Here is a 26,172-nt window from a genome sequence, read left to right as displayed (position 1 = left end):
TAACCCCGCCTACCGCCATCAATCAAGCATTAACCGTCCGGGCCTGGCGTCGCGTCAGCAGCCACCAGCCGCCCAGCACCGCGATCACCGCCAGCGCACATCCGGCCGCTCCCCAGCCGATCTGGGCGAAAATGCGGCCATACGCCTGCATCGCCGCCCCTTCGATGTGATCCTCGGCGGTCTGATTGGCGATAATGCCCGCCAGATAGTTGGCGATCGAACCGGTCGCCAACATATAGATGCCGGTCAACACGCCGGTGGCGCCGGGGATATTCAGCCGGGTGATCTGCGCCATCGCCACCGGATCGATAAACAGTTCGGCAAAGCCCATCACCGCCAAACCGGCGATCATCAGCCCCATCGATCCCGGCCCGTGCAGCCGCGTATTGAGCGCCATCAGCGTAAAGCCGATGCCGATCAACAGCAGACCGAAGGCGAACTTGCACCAGATGCGCAGCGTGCGATCGCCATCGCCGCTCGCCAGCCAGGCCAGCGCCACGCCGCCCAGCATCACCGCGCAGGCGTTAACCGACTGGAACAGCGCGGTCGGCACCGTCCAGCCGAACCAGCGCCGGTCAACGAAATGATCGATAAACAGGCTGATGGAGCTGCCGCCCTGCTGGGCAAAAGCCCAGAACAGCGTGCCCAGCAGCATCAGTACGATGATCTGCCACAGCCCCCGGCGCTGGCCGGCGTCCGCGCGCAGCATAATGCGCGCCACCAGCGCCACCGCCGCCACGCACACCAACCCGAGCAAATAGCCGGCCGAGTCGCGTTCAAACAGCAGCGTGAAGAACAGCGGCGACGCCAGCAGCGCCGCCAGCAGCCATCCCCAGTGCGGCAGGCCCAGGCTCCTGGCGCGCATCAGCGGTGCATTCACGCCGCGCGTGTGGCGGAAATGGCGTCCGCCCAGCAGAAAAATCACCAGGCCGGCGAACATGCCGATCCCGGCCAACGCAAAGCCGACGTGCCAGCCATAGCGCTCGGCCGCCAGCCCGCAGGCGATCGGCGCCAGAATAGATCCGACGTTGCCGGCGGCGTACAGCAGCGAGAAGCCCCCTTCGCGGCGCGAGTCCTGCGCCGGATACAGCTCGCCCAGCAGGCAGCTGATATTGGATTTGAACAGGCCGTAGCCGCAGATGATGATCGCCAGCGCCAGATAGAGCGACTGGGCGGAGACCGCGCTCAGGCCAAGCACGATATGTCCCAGGGTCATCAGCGCCGCGCCGGCGATCACCGCGACGCGGTTGCCCAGCAGGCGGTCGGCGAGCCAGCCGCCAAGAATAGGAGTGACGTAAACTAACGAAGCGTAAGCGCTGTAGAGATCGATGGCGTGGCTGTCGGTATAGCCGAGTTGGTGGGTCAGATAGAGGATCAATAACGCACGCATGCCGTAAAAGCTGAAATATTCCCAAATTTGTATCGCTACGACATAGTAGATTGCGCGCGGCTGTGAGGGTGTTTTCATGGTGGTCTCCCATCAGTCGGTGAACGACAAAGGGGAAGCGCGAGCGCCTCCCCTCTTATTGGCTGCGGTTATTTCGCCTTCAGCACTTTCACCCGATAACGTCCGTCCGCCTGGCGATAGGCGCCGTGAATGTCGGTTTCAAAGCCCGGATAATGCGCGCCGATTTCGCACAGCATCTGCAGGAACTCCAGCACCGGCCGGCTCTCTTCGGTCAGCATCTCGCCCGGCATCACCAGCGGCACGCCCGGCGGGTATGGGAGGATCATGTTGGCGTTGACCTTACCGACCATCTCTTCCAGATAGACCTCTTCCACTTCGCCGTGCAGCTCTTTCTGGAACGCCTGGTACGGATTCATCACCATGGTTGGCAGCACTTCGAACGCGCGGTACATCAGGTCTGGCAAGTTGTGTTGCTCCACCAAGCGGTGAATGTTCTGCGCCAGATCCTGAATGCGCATGTTTTCATAGAAATCAGGCGCTTCCTGATACAGCGAAGGCAGCATGTTTTTCACCCGCAGGTTCAGGTCGAACGAGCGTTTGAAGTCGGTCATCGCGCGCAGCAGGCTGAGCGCCTTGGTTTTATCGATGCCGATGCTGAACAGGAACAGCAGGTTGTAAGGCCCGGTTTTCTCGACGATGATGCCGCGTTCGTCGAGGTATTTCGCCACGATGCTGGCCGGGATGCCGAACGGCTGCATCTCGCCTTCCTTGCTCATCCCCGGGGTCAGGATAGTGACCTTGATCGGGTCCAGATACATGTGTTCGTTGTCGATGTTCTTGAAACCGTGCCAGGCGCTGTCGGAGCGCAGCGGCCAGCATTCCGGCTCATCGATATGCTCCGGCTGCCAGACGTCGAAGAACCAGCCGTCGGACTCGACTTTCAGGCGTTTGATCTCTTTGCGGAACTTGATCGCGCGCTCGATAGAGCCGTTGATCAGGCGCTTGCCGGCGTTGCCTTTCATCATCGCCGCGGCGGTTTCGGTCGACGCCACGATGCCGTAGTGCGGCGAAGTGGTGGTGTGCATCATGTAGGCTTCGTTGAAGGTTTCTTCGTTGATATCGCCCTTCACATGAATCATCGAAGCCTGCGAGAAGGCCGCCAACAGTTTGTGGGTGGACTGGGTTTCATAGATCACCTTGCCCTCTACGCGGCCGCCGCTCATGCCGCACTTGCCTTTATAGATCGGATGGAAGTTGGTGTAAGGCACCCAGGCGGAGTCGAAATGGATCGACTTCACGTCCAGAGTGTTCTTGATAAAGTCGGTGTTGTACAGCAGGCCGTCATAGGTGGAGTTGGTGATCACCGCATGCACCGGCCAGGTGGCGTTCGGGGTCTCCTTCACGCGTTTGGCGATGGTGGCGCGCTGGAACTCGCTCTGCGGAATGCCGCCGAGGATGCCGTAGGCATTGCGGGTCGGGCGGAAGTAGATCGGCGTGATGTCGCTCATCATCATCAGGTGAGTCAGCGACTTGTGGCAGTTACGGTCAATCAGCACCGTGCTGCCCGCCGGCGCTGAATACATGCCGACGATCTTGTTGGCGGTGGAGGTGCCGTTGGTCACCATGTAGCTGCGCTCGGCGTTGAACACGCGGGAAATGTACTCTTCCGCCTCTTTGTGCGGGCCGGAGTGATCCAGCAGCGACCCAAGCTCGGACACCGAAATCGAGATATCCGACTTCATGGTGTTCGGGCCGAAGAAATCGTAGAACAGGCTGCCCACCGGGCTTTTCTGGAACGCGGTGCCGCCCATGTGGCCCGGCGTACAGAAGGTGTATTTGCCTTCGCGCACGTATTTGAACAGCGCCTTGGTCAACGGCGGCAGGATGGTGTCGATATACTCGTCGGTGTTCTGTTTGATCTTGGCGGCGATGTCGGTTGCCGCGCCGAGCGCATACTCGAAGAAGCGCACCTGCATGCGCAGATCGTTCAGGCTGACGTCCAACGTGGAATAGGTGTTGGCGAATGCGTACAGCGGCATGTATTCGTTCAGCTGGCTGATCTCTTCGCACAGCTCCAGATTGTATTTGTCCCAGTCGAAGATCACCCCGCACAGACGGGCGTTGTTCTCGATCAGTTTCAGCAGGTCTTCGCGATCGTTAGGGTAAACGATGCGGAAATCCAGACTTTCCAGCGCCTGATGCAGTTCACGGATAGGCTCTTCTTTGAAGTAGACACCCATGTGATTCATGATGGCGATAACGTTCATATGCATTTCTCCTGGCAAAGCAAGCCCCTTCCCGTCGCGGCTGACAGGTCGGAAAGAAAGGGGCTGGGTAAATTCAGTCGGTCAGCGGACGCGAATCAGTGCGCTTTGGCCGTGGTGTTTTCATCGACCGCCGCTGCATTGGCAGCCTGGCGGGTATTCATTTTCCGGGCGTAGAACATCAGGATAATCAGGCTGATGATAAAGGTGCCGGACAGTTCGAAAGAGTTGGCGCCCATCAGCGCGATGAAGCAGAAGCCGCAGCCGCACACCGAAGCGATCAGGCTCAGCAGGTTGCGCACGTTGACCCCTTCGAAGCGAATCAGGTCTACGCAGGAGTAGAAGTAAGGCAGCATGGTCAGCAGCACCGCGATGCCGGTCAGCTCGCCGAACAGATCGGAAGCCTTGCCGCCGGCGGAGCTCATCAGGGTGATCAGCACCATCAGCGCGGTCATTTTGCAGCTCGCGAGCAGCAGGCCTTTTTTCGGAATGCCGTTTTTATCCAGCTCGCCGTACACTTTCGGGAAGTTGCCGTCGTTGGCGGCGCGCACCCCGGCCTGGCCGACCAGCATCATCCATGACCCGAGCGAGGTCAGGCAGGCAAAGGCGGTGAACGCGGAAACCATCGGTGCCGCCCAGTTGCCCATAATCGCCGAGGCGCTGATGGCGAACGGCGCGCCGCTGGCGGCCATTTCAGACGCCGGGAACATGCCGCTGATCACTTGGGTGGCGGCGATGTAGATGATGCCCGCCAGGCCGGTGCCGAGCATGGTCGCCAGCGGCACGGTGCGTTTCGGGTTTTTCACCATGCCGGTGCTGACCGCCGCGGATTCCACGCCGATGAACGCCCACAGGCACAGCAGAATACTTTTGATGACCGCATGGCTGTCGGTGGTGCCGGAGGTATTCCAGTTAGCCTGGTAGGTGGCGGCGTCAAACCAGTGCCAGCCGAGGGTGGCGGTTACGATCACCGGGATCAGCACCAGCACCAGGCCCAGGGTGGTCAAGCGGCTGACCCAGGTCCCGCCCAGCATGTTGACGAAGGTGAAGATCCACACGATGGCGATACAGGCGATGCCGGCAGGCACCGGGTTGTTCAACGCCGGGAAGAAGGTGGAGAGATAAGAAACGGCGGTAATGCCGATGGCCAGGTTGCCGATCCAGTTGGCATGGTAATAAAGCACGCCGGTCTGGAAGCCGAACGCCGGGGAAATTTCACCGGCGTAGGCGATAGGGCCGCCCTGCTGCGGATTTTTGGTCGCGAGGCGGGCGTACACGTAGGCCAGCGACATCGCCCCGATAATCGAGATCACCCATCCCCAAATGGCGATGGATCCGAGACTCGCCAGGTTGGCGGGCAATAAGGCAATCCCGCTCCCCATCATATTACCGGCGACTACGCCGGTGCAGGCAATAAGCCCTATTTTCTTGGGTGAAGCCATGGTCAGTTTCTCCTGATTTACGTTTCTTATAAGCCACACCCATAAATAAAAGATTTTAATGAGCCGGCTTGATAGTCAGGATGCTAACCATCGGCAGAAATAAAGTCCTAAAGATAAAGTGAGATTACGCTCATGATCATACAAATGATAATCTGAGGTTTTTGATTAACACATCAAGATAAAAAGGTAAGCTAAAGAAAAGATAAACATCGTTAAAAAACAGGATAATAACCAGGTTAATCACGAATAACAAACAGCAGAAAAGGAACGATATTGCGCAGCAAAATAACACAATGGCGCAACATGTCTTCACCAATAAATAACGCCGCCGGAATTCCCTGAGAATAATGGCGGCGTGGTTCTGGTGAATTATTGGCGCTGATAGTTATTTAAATAAGGCACCACGTTGGTCAATGACGTCTGGAATACGCCATTGGTGATCCAATGCAAGGTATCTTCACCGGGGCGCAGGTTGAACGCGGTAATATAAGAATCCGCCGCCAAATGATTCTGCCCCTGCATTTCATACACTTTGCCCAGCAGCACATAATTCAGCCACGACATTTGCAACTCAATCCCCAGCTCGATCGCCCGGTGCGCATCGTCAATGCGTCCCTGCGCCAGCGCATCAACCGCCAGAACTTGCTGCACGATCGGCGTATTTTTCAATTCGGGGATCGTCGCCAGATGGCTGATATCGGCGCGCAATTGCGCCAGCCCCTGGCTGTCGAACGGTTGATAAGAGTTGCGCAGCACATCCACCAGCGCTTTTTCCGCCAGCAGGTAGTGGAAATTAGGCGCGCTTTTAATCAGCTCGCTCAGCTGCGCGCTGGCGCGAGTCAACGAATCGGCGTCGCCATGGATCAACAATTGATGCGCCTGGTAGAAGCGCTGCAGCAGCGGCCCGTTGTCCGGCAGCAGCTGTGCCAGACGCTGTTCCAGCTGCGGCGGCCAGGGCTGTTTCAGCGCGGCGGACAGGCTGGCGAGGAAGTCGCTTTGGATCTTCAGCTGGTTATCGGCGGTAATGAAGTAACGCTTGTCCAACATGATTGAGCTGTCGGCGTTATCCACCAGCCGCACGGACAGGAAACACTGCTGGGCGCGGTAGTGGCGCTGATTGACGAACTCGATATACAGCGACTTGCCGGAGTTGCTGGGGCCGGAATAGTTGTAATTGGTTTGGTCGTGCACCAGGAAGGTCGAGTAGGTGTTGAGCGAATCGGTGATCAGCTCGCTGACGCCCACCACATAGGAGAGCTGCGGCATCCAGTTGCTGCAGCTCTCGCCGCCCTGAATGCGGATATCGATATCGCGCGGATTGAGCAGCACCGGCATGGTCGATACCGGCACGCGCTGCGACAGCGTGGCGATGCCGACAAACGCCACGCAGACGCTGAGCGCCGCCAGAAACGCCAGCCACACCCAGAACGTCGAGCGGCGATAAAAGCGCGGCTGCTTTTCGCCGGGCGCGGCAACCGGCGTTCGGGTCCGGCTCGGCGGCACGTACGGCGTATCGTCTTCATCATCGCTGCCGTCTTCCGGCTCATGCATGATCACCGCAATCTGCGGCGCCGGCGCAGGGGCGGGCTGCGACTCCCCGTCTTCACACCAGATCACCGAAGCCGCCAACTTATACCCGCGCTTAGGCACGGTGATAATGTATTCCGGACTGTCGCTGTCGCCGTCTTTCAGGTATTTGCGCAGTTCTGAAATGCATTGGGTCACCACGTGATTAGTGACGATATTGCGCTTCCAAACGCTATCGATCAGCTCGTCGCGGCTCAACACCACATCGGGGTGCCGGGCGAAATAGCACAGCATGTCGATCAGGCGCGGTTCCAGCGTTTTCTGGCGGCCGTCACGGCTGATGGTATTGTCGGCAGGGGTAACCAGCCACTCCCCGACGCGAAAAGCAGGCTCTTGCATGGCGGAAATAACTCTGTAGGCATGTGGGGCAAGGGCGCGATCATAGCATAATCGCCCCCGGCTGTGGCCGCCGGTAGGCGATTAAGCCGTTAACTCTCGTATAATTCTAACGGTAAACCATCGGGATCGCTGAAAAAGGTAAAACGAGATTGAGTATAAGGATCGACGCGTACCGGTTCGCAGGCGACGCCGGCCGCCTGCAGATGGGCGATGGCTTGGTCTATATCGTCAACGCTGAACGCCAGATGGCGCAGGCCGCAAGCCTCCGGGCGGCTGACGCGGGCCGGCGGCGAAGGGAAAGAAAACAGCTCGAGGGTGTATTGCCCGTTGAGCGCCAGATCCGCTTTCCAGGAGTCACGCTCCTCGCGGTAAACTTCACTCAGCAGGGTAAAGCCGAGAATGTCGCAATAGAAATGCTTACTGGCAGCGTAGTCCGCGCCAATGATCGCGATGTGATGCACCTGACGTAATGCCAGCATAGAAACCCTCTCCTGTTCATTCTGATGGTGCACGGTATCCGGCGGCGATGAGGCCGTCAATGAGGAAGCCCGGCGCATCTTTCCAAACCGCCGGGCGCATTATGGCCTTATGGCTGCGGGGCTTTCAGCACCTTCACCAGATAGCGTCCGTCTTCCGTCAGCTTGGCGCCGTGGATATCGGTTTCAAAACCGGGATAGCGCTCGCCGATCGAGCACAGCATCAGCAGGAAATCGAGCACCGCCCGGCTCTCTTCGGTGATCATTTCCCCCGGCATCACCAGCGGCACGCCCGGCGGATAAGGCAGTATCATATTGGCCGCCACCTTGCCCACCAACTGATCCAGCTCGCAGGTTTCCACATTGCCGCGCACCTGCTCCTGGAACATCTGGTGCGGCGTCAGCTTCATTTCCGGCAGCACGTCAAACGCCCGCTGCATCAGGCGCGGCAGATCGTGTTGGCAGATCAGGCGATGAATACCGGCGGCCAGATCCTGGATGCGCATGTGGCGATAGAAATCCGGATCCTCGGCGTACAGATCCGGCAGCATGTTCTTCACCCGCAGGTTGAGATCGTAGGCACGCTTGAAGTCGGTCAGGCCGCGCAGCAGGCTCATCGCCTTGGTTTTATCGATGCCGATGCTGAACAGGAACAGCAGGTTGTACGGCCCGGTCTTCTCCACCACGATGCCGCGCTCGTCGAGGTACTTCGCCACCAGCGCCGCCGGGATCCCCTCTTCCTCCAGCGCCCCCAGCTCATTCATGCCCGGCGTCAGGATCGTCACCTTGATCGGATCGAGATACATATGATCGCGATCGGTCTGGCCGAAACCGTGCCAGTTATCGTCCGGATCCAGCGGCCAGCACTGCGCTTCATCGATCTCTTCCGGCTGCCAGATATCGAAGAACCAGCTGTCGCTTTCCTCGCGCAGCCGCTGCACTTCACGGCGAAAATGCAGCGCGCGCTCCACCGAACGGTTGATCAAGCGGCGCCCCGGATTGCCGCGCAGCATGGCGGCGGCGGTTTCCATCGACGCCACGATGCCGTAATGCGGCGAAGTGGTGGTGTGCATCATGTAGGCTTCGTTGAAGGTGCTCTCGTCGTAGTCGCCCTTGATATGAATCATCGAGGCCTGCGAGAAGGCCGCCAGCAGCTTGTGGGTGGATTGGGTTTCGTAGAAAACCTTGCCGGGCACCCGATCGCCGCTCATGCCGCTCTTGCCGTCGTAAATCGGGTGGAAGTTGGTGTAAGGCACCCAGGCGGAGTCGAAGTGGATCGACGGCACCTCCAGCGTCTGCTTGATGTAGTCGGTGTTGTACAGCAGGCCGTCATAGGTGGAATTGGTGATCACCGCATGCACCGGCCAGGTGGCGTTCGGGGTCTCCTGCACCCGGGCGGCGATGCTGGCGCGGGTAAACTCGCGCTGCGGAATGCCGCCGAGGATGCCGTAGGCGTTGCGCAGCGGGCGCAGATAGATCGGCACGATATCGCTCATCATCAGCAGGTGGCACAGCGATTTGTGGCAATTGCGGTCGATCAGCACCGTGCTGCCCGCCGGCGCTGAATACATGCCGACGATCTTGTTGGCGGTGGAGGTGCCGTTGGTGACCAGATAGCTCTGCTCGGCATTGAAGGTGCGTGCGATGTACTCTTCGGCCTCCAGATGCGGGCCGGTGTGATCCAGCAGCGACCCGAGCTCGGTGACCGAAATCGAGATGTCGGCCTTGAGGGTATTGGCGCCGAAGAAGTCATAGAACAGGCAGCCCACCGGGCTTTTCTGGAACGCGGTGCCGGCCATGTGGCCCGGCGTGCAAAAGGTGTACTTTCCTTCGCGCACGTAGTTGAACAGCGCCTTGGTCAGCGGCGGCGTAATGGTGTCGATGTATTCCGCCGTGTATTGCTGGATGCGCTGCGCGATATCGTCCGCCGCATTCAGGCCATACTCGAAGAAATAGAGCACCATGCGCATTTCATGCAGGCTGACGTCAAAGGTGGAGTGAGTATTGATAAAGGCGTACAGCGGCAGGTATTCGTTCAGCTCGTTGATCTCGCTGCACAGCTCCAGGCTGTAATCGTCCCAGTCGAAGATCACGCCGCAGATGCGGGCATTAGCTTCGATCAGCTTCAGCAGGTCACCGCTGTTTTTGGGGTATACCAGCTGGAATCCCATCGCGCCCAGCGCCGCGTGGAGCTCGCGGATCGGCTCATCTTTGTAGTAGACGCCCGTCGGGCCCATGATGGCGATGATATTCATCGGCAGCTCCTGTCAGTTAACGGCCAAGTCTCTATAACACCACGAAAATCCGGCGGTGTGTAGCCAAAAAAAAACCGCCCGAAGGCGGTTTATTACCGTGAAGATCGCAACTCAGCAGTAGCCGTAGTTCATCAGACGCTGGTAACGGCGGTTGAGCAACTCTTCGTCGTTCAGGCCATCCAGATCTTTCAGATCGGCCAGCAGCTGCGCTTTCAACGCGGCGGCCATCGCCGGCACGTCGCGGTGCGCGGAACCCAGCGGCTCCGGGATCACCGAGTCGATCAGCTTCAGCTCTTTCAGACGCGGCGCGGTGATGCCCATCGCTTCTGCGGCCAGCGGCGCCTTGTCGGCGCTCTTCCACAGGATGGAGGCGCAGCCTTCCGGCGAAATCACCGAGTAAGTGCTGTACTGCAGCATGTTCACCTTGTCGCCCACGCCGATCGCCAGCGCGCCGCCCGAGCCGCCTTCACCGATGACGGTGCAGATGACCGGTACGTTCAGGCGCGACATCTCACGCAGGTTGCGCGCGATGGCTTCCGACTGGCCGCGTTCTTCCGCGCCCACGCCCGGATAAGCGCCCGGGGTATCGATAAAGGTGATGATCGGCATTTTGAAGCGGGCGGCCATTTCCATCAGGCGCAGCGCCTTGCGGTAGCCTTCCGGCGCCGGCATGCCGAAGTTGCGGCGGATCTTCTCTTTGGTCTCACGGCCTTTTTGGTGCCCGATGATCATCACCGGGCGGCCATCCAGACGCGCAATCCCCCCGACGATCGCTTTGTCGTCGGCGTAAGCGCGATCGCCCGCCAACTCTTCGAAGTCGGTAAAGATGTGTTTGATATAATCCAGGGTATAAGGACGGCGCGGGTGGCGTGCCAATTGGGCAATCTGCCAGGCCCCAAGATCGGCAAAAATCTTGCGCGTCAGCTCAACGCTCTTTTCACGCAGGCGCTGAACCTCTTCGTCCAGATTAATATCTAATTTTTCGTCTTGACGGCTGACTGCAGTCAGCGAGTCAATTTTCGCTTCCAGCTCTGCAATCGGCTGTTCAAAATCAAGAAAATTCAGACTCATAGCATTCCTATTTTAGTCAAATTCCAAGTCCACCTGCTCATTGCCTACCAACGTCCGCAAGTCTATCAACAAGCGGTCGGTGGGCGTCACGCGCCAGGTTGCGCCAAAACGCAGCTTGGCTCGCGCATCTTCCCGTTGATAGTAGAGATGCACTGGAATCGTCCCCGAGCGATGGGGTTCCAACGACTGACGGAGACGGTTCAAAAGCTGGTCATCAATTTGCCTGTCAGTCAGCGAGATAGCAAGCCCGCGAGCGTATTTTTCCCGGGCTTCACTGATGTCCATTACCTCGCGGGCCATCATTTTAAGCCCGCCGCTAAAGTCATCAAAGCTGACCTGTCCACTGGCGATAAGGATACGGTCTTTTTCCAACAAATGCTGGTATTTTTCTAACGCTTCGGTGAATAGCATCACTTCCAGACGGCCCGAACGGTCATCCAGCGTACAGATGCCGATGCGGTTGCCGCGCTTGGTCACCATCACCCGCGCGGCGACCACCAACCCGACGGCGGTAGTCATTTTGCCCCGATCCGTCGGGTGCATGTCTTTCAAACGCTGGCCACCGGCGTAACGTTCGATCTCCTTGAGGTATTGGGTGATCGGGTGGCCGGTCAGGTACAGCCCCAGCGTTTCCCGTTCACCGTCCAACACCACCTGCTCCGGCCAGGGCGCGATGTTGGCGTAGGATTGCTCCACCTGCTCCGGCGCTTCCGCCAGCACGCCAAACATGTCCACCTGGCCGATAGCTTCGGCTTTCGCATGCTGATCCGCCGCTTTCAACGCGTCGCCGAGCGAATTCATCAGCGCGGCGCGGTGTGGCCCAAGGCGATCGAACGCCCCGGACATGATCAGTTTTTCCAGAATGCGGCGGTTCAGTTTCTTGATGTCGGAGCGCGCGCAGAGATCGAACAGGTCTTTGAAATAACCTTGCTCGCCGCTGTTGCGCGCTTCGATAATGGCTTCGATCGGCCCTTCCCCCACGCCCTTGATGGCGCCGATGCCGTAAACGATCTCGCCGTCGTCGTTGACGTGGAAGTGATACAGGCCGCTGTTGATGTCCGGCGGCAGGATCTTCAGCCCCATGCGCCAGCATTCGTCCACCAGACCCACCACTTTGTCGGTGTTGTCCATATCGGCGGTCATCACCGCCGCCATAAACTCGGCCGGATAGTGCGCCTTCAGCCACAGCGTCTGGTACGACACCAGCGCGTAGGCGGCGGAGTGCGATTTGTTGAAGCCATAACCGGCGAATTTCTCCACCAGGTCGAAGATTTTCACCGACAGTTCGCCGTCGATGCCTCGCGCTTTGGCGCCGTCTTCAAAGCCGCCGCGCTGCTTGGCCATTTCGACCGGGTTCTTTTTACCCATCGCACGGCGCAGCATGTCCGCGCCGCCCAGCGTATAGCCGGCCAGCACCTGGGCAATCTGCATCACCTGTTCCTGATACAGGATGATGCCGTAGGTCGGCTCCAGCACCGGCTTGAGCGACTCATGCTGCCACTGAATGTCCGGGTAGGAGATCTCTTCGCGGCCGTGTTTGCGGTCGATGAAGTTATCCACCATGCCCGACTGCAGCGGCCCCGGACGGAACAGCGCAACCAGTGCGATCATGTCTTCGAAGCAGTCGGGCTTCAGACGTTTGATCAAATCTTTCATGCCGCGCGATTCAAGCTGGAACACCGCCGTGGTTTCCGAACGCTGCAGCATGTCGAAGCTTTTCTTGTCATCGAGCGGGATGGCGGCGATGTCAATCGGTTCCAGCCCAGTCTTGGCGCGCCGGGCGTTGATCATCTCCAGCGCCCAGTCGATGATGGTCAGGGTGCGCAGACCGAGGAAGTCGAACTTCACCAGCCCGGCGTATTCCACGTCGTTCTTGTCGAACTGGGTCACCGGGTGGTTCCCTTCGGCATCGCAGTACAGCGGCGCGAAGTCGGTGATCTTGGTCGGCGCGATCACCACGCCACCGGCGTGTTTCCCGGCGTTGCGCGTCACCCCTTCCAGCTTGCGCGCCATGTCGATCAGCGCCTTGACCTCTTCGTCGGCCTCGTAAATCTCCGGCAGCTGCGGTTCGGCGGCGAAGGCTTTCTCCAGCGTCATGCCCGGATCCGGCGGCACCAGTTTGGAAATGCGATCGACGAACCCGTACGGGTGCCCCAACACGCGGCCTACGTCACGGATAACCGCTTTCGCCGCCATGGTGCCGAAGGTGATGATCTGCGATACCGCTTCGCGGCCGTACATCTCCGCCACGTGCTCGATTACCTGGTCACGTTTCTCCATGCAGAAGTCGACGTCGAAGTCGGGCATCGAGACACGTTCCGGGTTCAGGAAGCGTTCGAACAGCAGGTCGAATTCCAGCGGATCGAGGTCGGTGATTTTCAACGCATAGGCCACCAGCGAACCGGCGCCGGAGCCACGCCCTGGGCCCACCGGCACGTTGTTGTCCTTCGACCACTGGATAAATTCCATCACGATCAGGAAGTAGCCGGGGAACCCCATCTGGTTGATCACTTTCAGCTCGACGTCCAGACGCTCGTCGTATTCCGGGCGGCGCTGCGCGCGCACTTCAGGATCGGGGAACAGGAACTCGAGGCGCTCTTCCAGCCCCTCTTTCGATTTGAGTACCAGGAAATCCTCGGTGCTCATATCGCCGGTCGGGAACTGCGGCAGGAAGTACTCGCCGAGGCGAATGGTGACGTTACAGCGTTTGGCGATTTCGACGCTGTTCAGCAGCGCTTCCGGGATGTCGGCGAACAGCTCGCACATCTCGTCTTCGCTGCGCATGTATTGTTGCGGGCTGTAGTTGCGCGGCCGCTTGGGATCGTCCAGCGTAAAGCCGTCGTGGATGGCGACGCGGATCTCATGAGCGTCGAAGTCATCTTCCACCAGGAAACGCACGTCGTTGGTGGCCACCACCGGCAAACCGCGCTCGGTGGCCAGCGCCACCGCCGCATGCAGATAGTTCTCTTCGTCCGGGCGGCCGGTGCGGATCAACTCCAGGTAGTAGCAGTCCGGGAAATATTGCTGGTAGAAATCCAGACACTGATCCACCTGCGCCTGGTTGCCGCGCAGCAGGAACTTGCCGACGTCGCCCTGACGCGCGCCGGAAAGCAGGATCAGCCCTTCGCGATGTTCAATCAGCCAGTCGCGATCGATGATCGGGCCGGCGGCGCCGTAGCCGCGCTGATAGGCGCGGGAAATCAGCAGCGTCAGGTTCTGGTAGCCTTCGTTGTTGCTGGCCAGCACCGTCAGTTGAGCGAGTTCGTCGCCCAAGACTTCGCTTTGCACATGGAAATCCGCGCCGATGATCGGTTTGATCCCGGCGCCGTGCGCGCTGCCGTAGAACTTCACCAGCCCGCACAGGTTGGTGAAATCGGTGATTGCCAGAGCAGGCATGGCTAACGCGGCGGCTCTTTTCACCAGCGGCGCCGTCTTGGCCAATCCATCAATCATGGAGTAGTCACTGTGGACGCGCAGGTGAATAAAACGAGGTTCGGCCATCTCCAGATACCTGATTGAAGGGGCTCAGCGTGCTGAGCCCGGGTTAATGCTATCGTCGAGCCGGTCAGGCTCGCAGGCTACAGCGCGAGCGCCCTTTTCACCGGCGCGAAGCTGCGGCGATGATGCTCGGTGGCGCCCAGCGCGGCCAGCCGCTCCAGGTGGAAGGCGGTCGGGTAGCCTTTATGCTGCGCGAAACCGTAGTCCGGGAACTCGCTGTCCAGCTCGGCCATTTCGCGATCGCGCGTGACCTTCGCCAGAATGGACGCCGCGCTGATCTCCGCCACGCGGCTGTCGCCCTTCACCACCGCCTGCGAACGCATCGGCAAGCTCGGGCAACGGTTACCGTCGATTAAAACCATGTCCGGCGCGATATGCAACCCGGCCACCGCGCGCTGCATCGCCAACATGGTGGCGTGCAAAATGTTCAGCTGGTCGATTTCCGCCGGTTCGGCGCGCCCCAGGCTCCAGGAGAGCGCTTTGGCGACGATTTCGTCATACAGCGCCAGCCGGCGTTTTTCACTGAGCTTTTTGGAGTCCGCCAGCCCGACGATCGGCTGCGCCGGATCGAGGATCACGGCGGCGGTGACCACCGCGCCGACCAACGGGCCGCGGCCCACTTCGTCCACACCGGCAATCAGCGTGGCAGCGGGATAGATAAAGGGTTCAATCATGCTTTCGCCAGCTCCAACACAGCCTGAGCGGCCTGTTCGTCCGCACCGCAACGGATGCTTTGGTGCAAGGTAAGGAAAGTCTGTTTCAACGCGTCGGTTTCCGGGCTCTCTTCCAGCAGCGGCATCACGGCGGCGGCCAGTTTGTCCGGGACGCAGTCATGCTGCAGCAGTTCGGTGACGATCTCCCGCCCCGCCAGCAGATTCGGCAGCGAGACATAAGGCGTTTTCACCAGCTTCTGCGCCAACCAGAAAGTGAACGGCTTCATGCGATAGCCCACGACCATCGGGCACTTGGCCAGCATGCATTCCAGCGCCGCCGTGCCGGATGCCAGCAGCGCCGCGTCGCTGGCGATCATCGCTTCACGCCCCTGCCCATTCAGCAGGTGTACGGTCAGATCCGGCGCCACTTCGGCCTTGATGCGCTCAAACTGCTCACGCCGTTTGGCGTTGACCAGCGGCACCACCACTTCCAGCTCGGGATAACGCGTGCGCAGCAGCTGCGCGGTTTTGAGGAAGTCGGCGCTCAGCATCTCGACTTCGGCGCCGCGGCTGCCCGGCAACAAGGCCAAACAGCGCGCCTGCGGAGCGATGCCAAGCTGAGCGCGCGCCGCCAACCGATCGGGCTGCAGCGGCATGGCGTCCGCCATGGTGTGACCGATAAACCGGCAGGGGACGTTGAAACGATCGTAAAACGCTTTTTCGAAAGGGAGAAAGGCCAGCACCAAATCGGTGGCTTTGCCTATTTTGAAAACGCGCTTTTGTCGCCAGGCCCACACGGAAGGGCTGACATAGTGGATGGTGCGAATGCCGCGCTGCTTGAGGCGGCCTTCCAGCGTGATGTTGAAGTCCGGCGCGTCGATGCCGACAAACACGTCCGGCCGCAGCTCACCGAAGCGGCGGGTGAGATCCTTGCGGATCTTCAACAGGCGTGGCAAGCGCTCGAGCACTTCCACCACGCCCATTACCGCCAGCTCTTCCATTTCGTACCAAGCTTCGCACCCTTCGGCCTGCATCAGCGGGCCGGCGACGCCAACGAAACGCGCGTCAGGGATCTGCGCCTTGAGCGCACGGATCAAACCGGCGCCGAGAATGTCACCGGAGGTTTCTCCGGCGACCAATCCGATAGTCAATGGACGATTCGACATAACTCAGCGAATGATGCCACGGGTAGAACGGGTGAAGAAATCGAGGTACTGCTGCACCACCGGCTGCTCTTTGGCCAGGGCTTCGATTTCCGCTTTCGCTTCATCCAGCGTTTTTTCGCTGCGATACAGGATTTTGTAGGCGTTGCGGATCGCCTGCATTTCATCCTTGTCAAAACCGCGGCGCTTGAGGCCGACCGCGTTGACGCCGAACGGCGTAGCGTGGTTGCCCTGAGCGATGACGAACGGAGGCACATCCTGAGCGACACCGGAACAACCGCCTACCATCACATGCGCGCCGATAATGCAGAACTGATGGATCGCCGTCATGCCGCCGATGATGGCGTGATCGTCGATTTCCACATGCCCCGCCAGCGTGGCGTTGTTGGCCAGCACGCAAGCGTTGCCAACTACACAGTCGTGGGCGACGTGCACGTTGACCATCAGCAGGTTATCGTTGCCCACTTTGGTCAGGCCGGTGCCCTGCGCGGTGCCGCGGTGGATGGTGACGCTTTCGCGGATGCGATTGCGATCGCCCACTTCCACACGCGTCGGCTCGCCCGCGTATTTCAGATCCTGATTCACTTCGCCGATAGAGGCGAACTGATAAATCTGGTTATCGCGGCCAATCTTGGTAATGCCGTTCACCACCACGTGGGATTTCAGCACCGTGCCGGCGCCGATTTCCACCTGGGAGCCGACGTAGCAGAAAGGGCCGATATGCACGCCGGCGCCAATCACGGCGCCTTCTTCGACTATCGCGCTAGGATGGATAAAGGCGGTTTGGTCAATCACGGATTAAGCCTCCCGGCTGCGGGCACACATCATGGTTGCTTCGCAGACAATTTTACCGTCAACGGTCGCCACGCCTTTGAAGCGAGTCAGACCGCGGCGAGTTTTCTCGAAGGTGACTTCCATGACCATCTGATCGCCTGGCACCACAGGGCGCTTGAAGCGAGCTTCGTCGATACCGGCGAAGTAATACAGTTCGCCCGGTTCCAGTTTGCCGACGCTTTTAAACGCCAGGATGCCGGTGGCCTGCGCCATGGCTTCCAGGATCAATACGCCTGGGAAAATCGGTTTGCCAGGGAAGTGGCCCTGGAAAAACGGTTCATTCACCGATACGTTCTTCACCGCACGCAGATATTTGTGCTCTTCAAACTCGAGGACGCGGTCGACCAGCAAGAACGGGTAACGGTGAGGAAGCAGATCCAAAATTTCTGCAATATCCAGAGTATGAGTGTCAGTAGTCAAAATACTCTTCCTGTCTCTAAAAACTGATGGCATCAACAACACGGCCTGCGCTGACCCCAAAAGGAGATCATCATGCAGGCCGCAAATTAACATCTCTTTGCGCTTTTGGTCTCACGACCAACGCGTTTCGTTTTGTACCCGCGAGAGCGGGCGGCAATGACTAGTCTTTTCCGACTTTACGTTCGACAGCTTTCAAGCGCTTGCTGATCTCATCGATATTCATTACCAACGCAGCGGTTTTACGCCAAACCTTGTTAGGCTGCAACGGAATGCCCGAAGAGTATACCCCAGGTTCGGTGATTGGTCGCATAACCATTCCCATTCCGGTAACAACAACCTTGTCGGCAATTTCCATGTGACCGTTGATCACGCTGGCGCCGCCAATCTGGCAGTAGCGGCCGATTTTCAGGCTGCCGGCCATGATCACACCACCGGCGACGGCGGTATTGTCGCCAATCACGACGTTATGTGCAATCTGGCATTGGTTGTCGATGATAACACCATTCCCGATTTGAGTGTTATCCAAAGCGCCGCGGTCAATGGTGGTGCAAGCGCCGATTTCGACGCGATCGCCGATAATCACCGTGCCCAACTGAGGGATCTTGATCCACTCGCCGCGCTCATTCGCATAGCCGAAACCGTCTGCGCCGATCACGGTGCCCGACTGAATCAGGCAGCGCTGGCCGATTTCGACCGCATGATAAATCGTTACGTTCGCCCACAGACGCGTTCCCGCGCCGATGCGTGCGTGTTTGCCGATGAAGCAGCCCGGGCCGATAACCACGTTATCGCCAAGCACCGCACCCGACTCGATCACCGCGTTCGCCCCAATGGCGACGTTCTGCCCCAGTTGCGCTTCAGGCGAGATCACCGCGCTTGGCGCGATATCCTGAGCCGGCGACGGCGTGGTGTCCATCAGCTGCGCCATGCGCGCATAGGTCAGGTAAGGGTTCTTAACCACCAGCGCCGCAGCACGGCAGTGTGGTAAATCCGCTTCGGTAAGCACCACGGCGCTTGCCTGGCAGGAAGACAGCTGCTCTTGATAGCGGCTGTTTGACAAAAACGTGATTTGGCCAGGCTGTGCCGAATGCATAGAAGCAATGCCGGTGATGACGAGATCGCCATCACCGTGCAATTGTGCATCCAACTGCTGCGCTAAATCAGCCAGTCGAATTGAAAGCATGTGTTATTTAACCTGTTTCAGCACGTCAGCAGTGATATCTTTGGAAGAGTCTGCATAGGCAACGGCGTTGGCGTCGATCACCACGTCATAACCGCCTTTGCTCGCGACAGATTTCACCGCGTCCTGAATGCGGCTCAGGATCTTGTTACGCTCTTCCATCTGGCGACGACGGTTGTCCTGCTCGAAAGCCTGGGCTTTCTGAGAGAACTGCTCGCGCTGCGCCATCACGTCTTTTTCCAACTTGCTGCGGTCGCTGGCTTTCATGGTAGCGCCGTCACGCTGCAGACGTTGCATTTTGGTCTGCAGGCTACGTTCCATGTTCTGGAGTTCGCTTGCACGGCCTTTAAACTCGTTTTCCAGCTGTTTAGCGACCGCTTCGCGGGCCGGCAGCTGTTGGAAAATGCTGGAGACGTTAACGACAGCGATCTTATCTGCTGCCTGAACGCCAGCTGAAGCAGCCATTGCTAAACCGAGGCCTGCGGCACACAACCACTTTTTCACTATAAACTCCTTACCATCACCCATTTGTGTCATATGACACTGAAGTACACAATTTGCCAGACTTATCCCACCAAACAATGAGAATCATCTCCCTCTGCCGGCGGGCGCCTGGCCATTGCGATTCTTAATAACTGTTATGCCCAGAGGCGAGACCCGTTACCAGGTCTTACCGATGTTAAACTGGAACTGTTCGGACTTGTCGCCTTCGTATTTCTTGATCGGGTTGGCGTAAGAGAACACCAATGGCCCCAATGGCGACATCCACTGCAGCGCGATACCGGCGGAAGAACGAATATTGCTGGCCTTGCTGTAGTCCGGCACGCCGTACATCAGCGTCTCGTTGGTATTCTTCCACTTGGTATCCCACACGGTACCCGCATCGATGAACAGCGACGTGCGCACAGAGTTGGCGTATTTCTCGCTGATGAACGGCGTTGGGGTGATCAGCTCCAGGCTGGCGACCGCCATGGCGTTACCGCCCACCGCGTCATCCGAACCACAGATGCTCTGACGATCGGTGGTGCTGCCGGCGTTGAACTGGCACTGGTACGAATTGGAGTTGTAGTACACCGCCTTCGGACCAATGGTGTTGGACTGGAAGCCACGCACGGTGCTCGAACCACCGGCGTAGAAGTTCTCGTAGAACGGCATTTCCTTGCCGCCCAGCCCATCCGCGTAACCCAGACGGCCGCGACCCAACAGCACCCAGGTGCGGTCGTCGTTGATCGGCACGTACTGTACGCTGTCCAGCGTCACCTTGTAGTATTCGTTGTCCGAGCCCGGAATGGTGACCTTGCCGTTCAACGTGGTGCGGTTACCCGAAGTCGGGAAGTAGCCGCGGTCCAGGTTGTTGTAGGTCCAGCCCAGGTTCAGGGTAAAGTCGTCCGTCGAGTAGCTGGCGCGGTCGGTCTTGTTCGCATCCACGCCCATCGAGTCGAGGTAACGCCACATGGCGATCTGCGGCTGCATGTTCGACAGGCCGTTGTGGACATAGCCCAGGCCGGTGCGCAACGAGTTGTTTTCGTTGATCGGGAAGCCCAGCGTGCCGTCAACACCGTAACTCTTGTTGGTGTAGTCGGACAGGTCCGCGTTATCCGCTTTAAAGTCGTTGTAGAAGACGCGGCCGCCCAGGCTCACACCGTCAACGGTGAAGTACGGGTTGGTGACCGAGAATTCGGTATACGTCTGGTAATCGTTCTTGGTGCCGCTGATGCCGACCGAGTAGCCGGTACCCAACCAGTTATCCTGCTGCACGCCGGCCTGGAAGCTGACGCCGCTCTCGGTGCCGTAACCTACGCCGAAGTTAAATGTACCGGTATTGCGTTCTTTCACCTTGTAGGTCACGTCGACCTGATCGGCAGTGCCCGGCACGCGCTGGGTTTCCACATCGACCGTTTCGAAGTAGCCCAGGCGGTTCAGACGCTCCTTGCCCTGCTCGACCTGCTCGTTGCCGAGCCAGGCGCCTTCCATCTGGCGCATTTCGCGACGCAGTACGGAATCCTTGCTGGTGTCGTTGCCTTCGAACTTGATGCGGCGCACGTAGAAACGGTTGCCCGCGTCAACGTTGACGTGCAGCTTGACGGTTTTATCCGCGTCATTGATCTCCGGCTGGGTGCCGACGCGCGGGTAGGCGTAACCATAACGGCCCAACATCGTTTTGATGTTGTCTTCCATTTTGGTCACTTTGCTGCCGTTATACAGCTCGCCCGGCTCGATTTTGGTGATCTGAGCGACTTCCGCCGAGTGGCCGGCCAGGTTGCCGTTCACGACAACATCAGAAAGCTTGTACTGATCGCCTTCGGTGATGTTGATGGTGATGTAGATGCCTTTTTTATCCGGCGTCAGGCTCACCTGGGTAGAATCGATGTTAAAGCGGGCATAGCCGCGATCCAGATAGAAGCTGCGCAGGGTTTCGAGATCGCCCGCCAGTTTTTGCTTCTGGTATTTGCGATCGCCGACCAGGTTCCACCACGGCACTTCGTCACGCAGCTGGAAGCGCGAGATCAGTTCGTCGTTGGTGAAGGCGTGGTTGCCGACGATGTTGATTTGTTGAATCTTGGCGGAGACCCCTTCCGTGAACACCAGCTTCAGGTCGACACGGTTGCGCGGCAACGGCGTGACTACGGCTTTCACCGAGGCGCTGTATTTACCGACGCTGTAGTAGAAGTCTTCCAGCCCTTTTTCAATGCTGGAAATCGTGGTGCGGTCGAGCGCCTCGCCTACCCGGACGCCGGAGGCTTCCAGGTTTTGCTTGAGCATGTCATCCTTCACCGACTTGTTGCCGGAGAAAGTGATGCTGGCGATGGTAGGACGTTCCTTCACCTGCACGATCAAGGTATTACCATCGCGCAGTACGCGCACGTCCTCGAAGTTGCCGGTGGCAAACAAGGCACGAATGGTATTACTGATGTCATCGTCAGTGACGGTATCGCCGACGCGAACCGGCATGTTGAGTAACGCCGCACCGACGGCAACTCGCTGCAGGCCTTCGAAATGAATGTCTTTCACTACGAACCCGTCTGCACCGTATACGGTGGCGCTGCCAAACAGCAGCGACGCTATGAGCAACTTTTTCATCGCCATCGTTGTTATGCGTTCTTCCTAACCTATCCCCGCCCCTAAAGGCGGGAAAAATCATTGAAAAGTGCAAGACCCATCAACAACACCAGCACGATCGAACCTATGCGGTAGCTGTAGTCCTGTACTCGCTCGGAAACCGGCCCACCCTTCAGCTTTTCTATCGCCAGGAAGAGGAGATGCCCACCATCTAACACCGGTAATGGGAACAGGTTGATGATCCCCAGGTTGACGCTAATCAACGCCAGGAACATCAGATAATACACGAATCCGACTCCGGCTGACGCCCCAGCTCCCTGTGCAATCGAGATCGGGCCACTCAGGTTGTTCAGCTTTACATCACCGGTTATTAATTTGCCCAGCATGTTGACCGTCAGCCGCATCAGCTGCCAGGTCTTGTCGCCGGCCTGATACAGCGCCGGGAACGGTCCATACTGGCGAATCGTCTTATACTCTTCCGGCAGCGGCAGCACCTTTGGAATGATGCCTGCAAACCCCACCGATTTGTCTTTTCCCACCGGCTTTGTATCCGGTATCAGCGTCAAAGACAAGGGGGCGCCGTTTCTTTCAATCTCCAAAGCCAGCGGTTGCCCCGGGCCATCGTGGATACGCTTCACCAGCGTCTGCCAACGACCCAACGGCTGACCATCGACTTTAACGATCCTGTCCCCCGCTTGTAAACCCGCCTTTTGCGCCGCCGAGTTCGGCTGCACTTCCGCCAACACGGATTCGATCTGCGGGCCGCGCGGCATAATCCCCAGCGCGACAACGGGATCCTGCTTGTCCGGTTCAAAGTTCCACTGGCGCAAGTCCAGGGTTTTGGTCACCACCTGCGAAGAGCCGAACGGCGCTACGCCGACTTCGGTTTGCGCATCGCCAATCTTCGCCACCAGCGCCAGACGAACTGACTCCCAATCAGGCGTTTCGATGCCGTCAACCGACTTTAGTTCCATGCCAGACGAAATTTCAGCCTTGGCGGCGATCGATTGCGGCGCGATTTCGCCGATCACCGGACGGAAACTCGGCACGCCGATGATGAACACCAGCCAGTAGGCAAGGATAGCAAACAGGAAGTTGGCGATGGGGCCGGCGCTGATGATGGCCGCGCGCTGCCAGACGGTTTTATTGTTGAAGGCCTGGTGGCGCATCTCCGGCGCCACCGACTCCACGCGCTCGTCCAGCATCTTCACGTAGCCGCCGAGCGGGATCAGAGCGATAACGTACTCGGTGCCCTGGCGATCGGTTCGACGCCACAGCGCCCGGCCGAAGCCGATGGAGAAGCGTTCAACGCGCACGCCGCAACGACGGGCAACCCAAAAGTGTCCGAACTCATGCACGGTAATCAAGATACCGAGCGCAATCAGAAACGCCACCAGGTTCCAAAGCACGCTGACCATCATCCCTCACTTTCCGTCATCGACGGATTAAAACACCAACAGCATCAGGCAGGCAAACACCGGTACCGCCGCGGTCAGGCTGTCGATACGATCCAGTATGCCGCCATGACCGGGAATCAAATGCCCGCTGTCCTTGATGCCCGCTTCGCGTTTGAACATGCTTTCGGTCAAATCGCCCAGCACCGAAGCCAGCGCGGCGATCACCGAACAGGCCAGCAGCGTGGTCGGCACCACGTTCAGCGGCGCGTAACGGCCGAACAGCCACGAGATCACCGCCGACGTCAGCAACCCGCCGATCAAACCTTCCCACGTTTTGCCCGGTGAGACCTTCGGCGCCAGCTTATGCTTGCCGAACAGCTTGCCGAACATGTAGGCACCGGAATCTGCGCCCCACACCAGCAACATCACGTACAGCAGCCACCAGGCGCCGGTAAACGGGTTTTGCTCGTAGCCGAACTGGCGCAGCGCCAGCATGCCCCAGAAAAACGGCACGATGGTCAGCAGGCCAAACAGCAGGCGCAGCGGGCGCGAATTGCGCCAGATAGCGGCCGAGCCGGGATAGAACAGCACCAACAGCAACGCCGCCAGCCACCAGGCCAACGACAGCCACAGCGAGCCGCTTATCTGCGGCACGGATTGATGGTAAGCGGGGACGCTGAGCATCATCAGCGCAAGCAGAAAACCGCACAGTATCGCCAACCAGATGCGCTGCGAACGGGAGGTAAAACCGGCCAATTGGCCCCACTCCCAGGCAGCTAACATGCACACGACGAGCGTTACCAGAGCAAAGGCCAACGGCGGCAACAGGAACAGCGCCGCGATAACGATCGGGATTAAAATCAGAGCAGTTATGAGGCGATACTTCAGCAAAAGTTCTCCCTAGGACGCATCGGCGCCGTTAGGTGTTGTTCCCCCGAAGCGGCGCTCACGTTGTGCAAATGCATTCAGCGCACCTTCAAAGACAAGTTCATCGAAATCAGGCCAGAGCACATCAGTAAAGTAAAGTTCAGCATAGGCGATTTGCCACAGCAGGAAATTACTGATGCGATGCTCGCCACCGGTGCGGATAACCAGATCCACCGGCGCCAGGTCGCTCATGCAAACCCGCTCGTTCAATAATTCCTCGCTGATCTGATCCGGGTGCAACTCGCCTACCCGTACCTGTTCGGCCAGTTCCCTTACTCCCTGAATGATATCCCAACGGCCGCCGTAGTTGGCAGCGATATTGAGCGTCAGGCCATCGTTATTTTCCGTCAGAGCTTCAGAGCGGCGGATCCGCTCCTGCAAACGCGCGCTGAATCGGCTGATATCGCCGATCACTCGCAGCCTGACGTTATGTTTATGCAGGCTTTTTACTTCACTATCCAAAGCGCGGACAAAAAGCTCCATCAGGGCAGAGACTTCCTGCACCGGACGGTTCCAGTTTTCGCTGCTGAAGGCATAAAGCGTGAGCGCATCTAAATGGTGGCTGGCGGCAAAACTGACCGCGCGGCGAACCGATTTCACCCCTGCTTTATGACCGAAGACACGTAACTTGCCCTGACGTTTGGCCCAGCGTCCGTTACCGTCCATGATAATGGCGACATGGCGCGGCCCCGGGGAAGATGGATTAGCCTCTTGTTGGTTTGCGGACGACATAACTCGTACTTATTTCCTCAATAGAAATATAACTGCCTTTCCGGAACATCAGGCCCTTACGCGCAAAAAAAGCCGTGTGCCCGACACGGCTTTCAGCCTGGCCTTGCGACACCCGGCGCAGCCGGGCCGCCATTGACGCACAAGGCGCCAATCGGGCCATAATTCAACGGTATAACCGCTGACAGGTGGCGCAGACTATACCACCTCAGCGGGGCATGAACAAACGGCCCCGCTGCGGCGCACGCGAATTACGAGCAAAATCGGATAATCACCGTGATCGGCCGCACAACGCGCGAACCCGCTCCTCAGCGGCGGCGCGCGCCTGACGGTCAATGTCTAAGACCGCTTCGATGCTCGTCGGTTCCTGCAGCGCGAGACGTTCCACCACCTGGCGATTGACCGCCGCGATATCGGTAAAGCGAATCTGCTGCTGCAAAAATGCCGCCACGGCGATTTCGTTGGCCGCGTTCAGCGCGGTGGTGGCCGCCTGGCCGGCATCGAACGCTTCGATCGCCAAATACAGGCAAGGATAACGCTCACGCTCCGGTTCGGCGAAGGTCAGCGAACCGATACGGCAGAAGTCCAGCGCTTCCACACCGGAATTCACGCGCTGCGGATACGCCATCGCGTGAGCGATTGGCGTGCGCATATCCGGCGTCCCCAACTGCGCCAGCACGCTGCCGTCGGCATAGCGCACCATCGAGTGAATCACCGACTGCGGGTGCAGGATCACTTCCATTTGCTCGGCCGAGGCGTTAAACAGCCAGCGGGCCTCAATGTATTCCAGACCTTTGTTCATCATGGTGGCGGAATCCACCGAGATCTTGCGCCCCATCGACCAGTTCGGATGGGCGCAGGCTTGATCCGGCGTCATCGCGGCGAACTGTTCCAACGGCGTGGTGCGGAACGGGCCGCCGGAACCGGTAAGCACGATGCGCGAAACACCATGACTGTCCAGTGAAGAGTATCCCAACTGACGCTGAATGTTCTCAGGCAAACTCTGAAAAATCGCGTTGTGCTCGCTGTCGAGCGGCAGCAGTTGCGCCTGGCTTTGCCGCACTGCGTCCATAAACAGGCGGCCACAGGTGACCAGCGACTCTTTGTTGGCCAGCAGCACCTGCTTGCCCGCGCGGATCGCCGCCAGCGTCGGCAACAGCCCCGCGGCGCCGACGATGGCCGCCGTCACTTGATCGACGTCATCCAAAGCGGCCAATTCACAGGCCGCTTGTTCCCCGGCCAACACTTCGGTAGCGACGCCGTTCTCCGCCAGGATAGCGCGCAGCTCGCGCGCGGCGCTTTCATCCGCCATCGCGGCAAACGCGGGCCGAAATTCCATGCATTGCTGCGCGGCCTCGCGATCGCTGTCGCGAGCGTCCACCCAACGATCGCCCTGGCCGGTCGCTTCGCGCTTCCAGAACGGCGCGCGGGTCTTCAGGTAGTCCATGATGAACTCGCTGGCGGCGAAC

19 protein-coding genes are annotated in these 26,172 nt (G+C 58.9%); all 19 read right to left on the bottom strand.

What is annotated here, in order from left to right; translation table 11 throughout:
- Positions 1–22: 22 nt before the first annotated feature.
- The 19 genes from dtpD to ispC all read right to left on the bottom strand — a co-directional run bounded on the left by dtpD (position 23) and on the right by ispC (position 26,150).
- Positions 23–1,468: a dipeptide permease DtpD gene (gene dtpD / locus H7A77_RS23030; RefSeq protein WP_182074705.1), complete on the bottom strand. Its 1,446-nt coding sequence runs from the start codon at positions 1,466–1,468 to the stop codon at positions 23–25.
- A 68-nt stretch (positions 1,469–1,536) separates the two neighbouring features.
- Positions 1,537–3,675: a lysine decarboxylase CadA gene (gene cadA / locus H7A77_RS23025; protein ID WP_033635725.1), complete on the bottom strand. Its 2,139-nt coding sequence runs from the start codon at positions 3,673–3,675 to the stop codon at positions 1,537–1,539.
- 95 nt (positions 3,676–3,770) lie between these two features.
- Complete coding sequence (gene cadB, locus H7A77_RS23020; RefSeq protein WP_033644886.1) at positions 3,771–5,114, bottom strand: cadaverine/lysine antiporter; 1,344 nt, start codon at positions 5,112–5,114, stop codon at positions 3,771–3,773.
- Between the two features lie 369 nt (positions 5,115–5,483).
- Positions 5,484–7,040, bottom strand: a complete 1,557-nt coding sequence (cadC, locus tag H7A77_RS23015) for a lysine decarboxylation/transport transcriptional activator CadC (RefSeq protein WP_033644885.1) — start codon at positions 7,038–7,040, stop codon at positions 5,484–5,486.
- Between the two features lie 89 nt (positions 7,041–7,129).
- Complete coding sequence (locus H7A77_RS23010) at positions 7,130–7,519, bottom strand: VOC family protein (protein ID WP_047026598.1); 390 nt, start codon at positions 7,517–7,519, stop codon at positions 7,130–7,132.
- 107 nt (positions 7,520–7,626) lie between these two features.
- Complete coding sequence (locus H7A77_RS23005; RefSeq protein WP_042785262.1) at positions 7,627–9,771, bottom strand: lysine decarboxylase LdcC; 2,145 nt, start codon at positions 9,769–9,771, stop codon at positions 7,627–7,629.
- Positions 9,772–9,882: 111 nt separating this feature from the next.
- Positions 9,883–10,842, bottom strand: coding sequence for an acetyl-CoA carboxylase carboxyl transferase subunit alpha (gene accA, locus H7A77_RS23000; RefSeq protein ID WP_004931972.1), 960 nt, complete (start codon positions 10,840–10,842; stop codon positions 9,883–9,885).
- 12 nt (positions 10,843–10,854) lie between these two features.
- Positions 10,855–14,343: a DNA polymerase III subunit alpha gene (dnaE, locus tag H7A77_RS22995; protein WP_033652500.1), complete on the bottom strand. Its 3,489-nt coding sequence runs from the start codon at positions 14,341–14,343 to the stop codon at positions 10,855–10,857.
- A 77-nt stretch (positions 14,344–14,420) separates the two neighbouring features.
- Complete coding sequence (rnhB, locus tag H7A77_RS22990; protein ID WP_019455763.1) at positions 14,421–15,014, bottom strand: ribonuclease HII; 594 nt, start codon at positions 15,012–15,014, stop codon at positions 14,421–14,423.
- Positions 15,011–16,159, bottom strand: a complete 1,149-nt coding sequence (gene lpxB, locus H7A77_RS22985; protein WP_004931967.1) for a lipid-A-disaccharide synthase — start codon at positions 16,157–16,159, stop codon at positions 15,011–15,013. Before lpxB ends, rnhB begins: the two co-directional genes overlap by 4 nt.
- 3 nt (positions 16,160–16,162) lie before the next feature.
- On the bottom strand, positions 16,163–16,951 hold the full coding sequence (gene lpxA / locus H7A77_RS22980) for an acyl-ACP--UDP-N-acetylglucosamine O-acyltransferase (RefSeq protein WP_033644878.1): 789 nt from the start codon (positions 16,949–16,951) through the stop codon (positions 16,163–16,165).
- Positions 16,952–16,954: 3 nt separating this feature from the next.
- A complete protein-coding gene (fabZ, locus tag H7A77_RS22975) occupies positions 16,955–17,410 on the bottom strand; it encodes a 3-hydroxyacyl-ACP dehydratase FabZ (protein WP_004931962.1) in 456 nt (151 codons plus the stop codon).
- A 160-nt stretch (positions 17,411–17,570) separates the two neighbouring features.
- A complete protein-coding gene (gene lpxD, locus H7A77_RS22970; protein ID WP_025304030.1) occupies positions 17,571–18,593 on the bottom strand; it encodes a UDP-3-O-(3-hydroxymyristoyl)glucosamine N-acyltransferase in 1,023 nt (340 codons plus the stop codon).
- A gap of 3 nt (positions 18,594–18,596) precedes the next feature.
- Entirely contained in the window at positions 18,597–19,094 is a 498-nt protein-coding gene (gene skp, locus H7A77_RS22965) for a molecular chaperone Skp (RefSeq protein WP_004931958.1), read from the bottom strand.
- Between the two features lie 156 nt (positions 19,095–19,250).
- Entirely contained in the window at positions 19,251–21,677 is a 2,427-nt protein-coding gene (bamA, locus tag H7A77_RS22960) for an outer membrane protein assembly factor BamA (protein ID WP_033652498.1), read from the bottom strand.
- Positions 21,678–21,712: 35 nt separating this feature from the next.
- The gene (gene rseP / locus H7A77_RS22955) at positions 21,713–23,068 is read right to left on the bottom strand and encodes a sigma E protease regulator RseP (RefSeq protein WP_025304033.1); all 1,356 of its coding nucleotides are present in this window, start codon (positions 23,066–23,068) and stop codon (positions 21,713–21,715) included.
- A 27-nt stretch (positions 23,069–23,095) separates the two neighbouring features.
- Positions 23,096–23,938, bottom strand: a complete 843-nt coding sequence (gene cdsA, locus H7A77_RS22950) for a phosphatidate cytidylyltransferase (protein ID WP_033644875.1) — start codon at positions 23,936–23,938, stop codon at positions 23,096–23,098.
- 9 nt (positions 23,939–23,947) lie between these two features.
- Positions 23,948–24,706 carry a (2E,6E)-farnesyl-diphosphate-specific ditrans,polycis-undecaprenyl-diphosphate synthase gene (gene ispU, locus H7A77_RS22945; protein WP_033644874.1) on the bottom strand — a complete coding sequence of 253 codons (759 nt, stop codon included), beginning with the start codon at positions 24,704–24,706 and terminating at the stop codon, positions 23,948–23,950.
- A gap of 268 nt (positions 24,707–24,974) precedes the next feature.
- On the bottom strand, positions 24,975–26,150 hold the full coding sequence (gene ispC, locus H7A77_RS22940) for a 1-deoxy-D-xylulose-5-phosphate reductoisomerase (protein ID WP_255443901.1): 1,176 nt from the start codon (positions 26,148–26,150) through the stop codon (positions 24,975–24,977).
- Positions 26,151–26,172: the final 22 nt, after the last annotated feature.

The organism is Serratia sp. ME47 (assembly GCF_903970925.1).
GTDB classification, from domain to species: domain Bacteria; phylum Pseudomonadota; class Gammaproteobacteria; order Enterobacterales; family Enterobacteriaceae; genus Serratia; species Serratia ureilytica.
The sequence above is the reverse complement of the archived record's forward strand: the minus strand, read 5'-3'. Positions and strand labels throughout refer to the sequence as shown.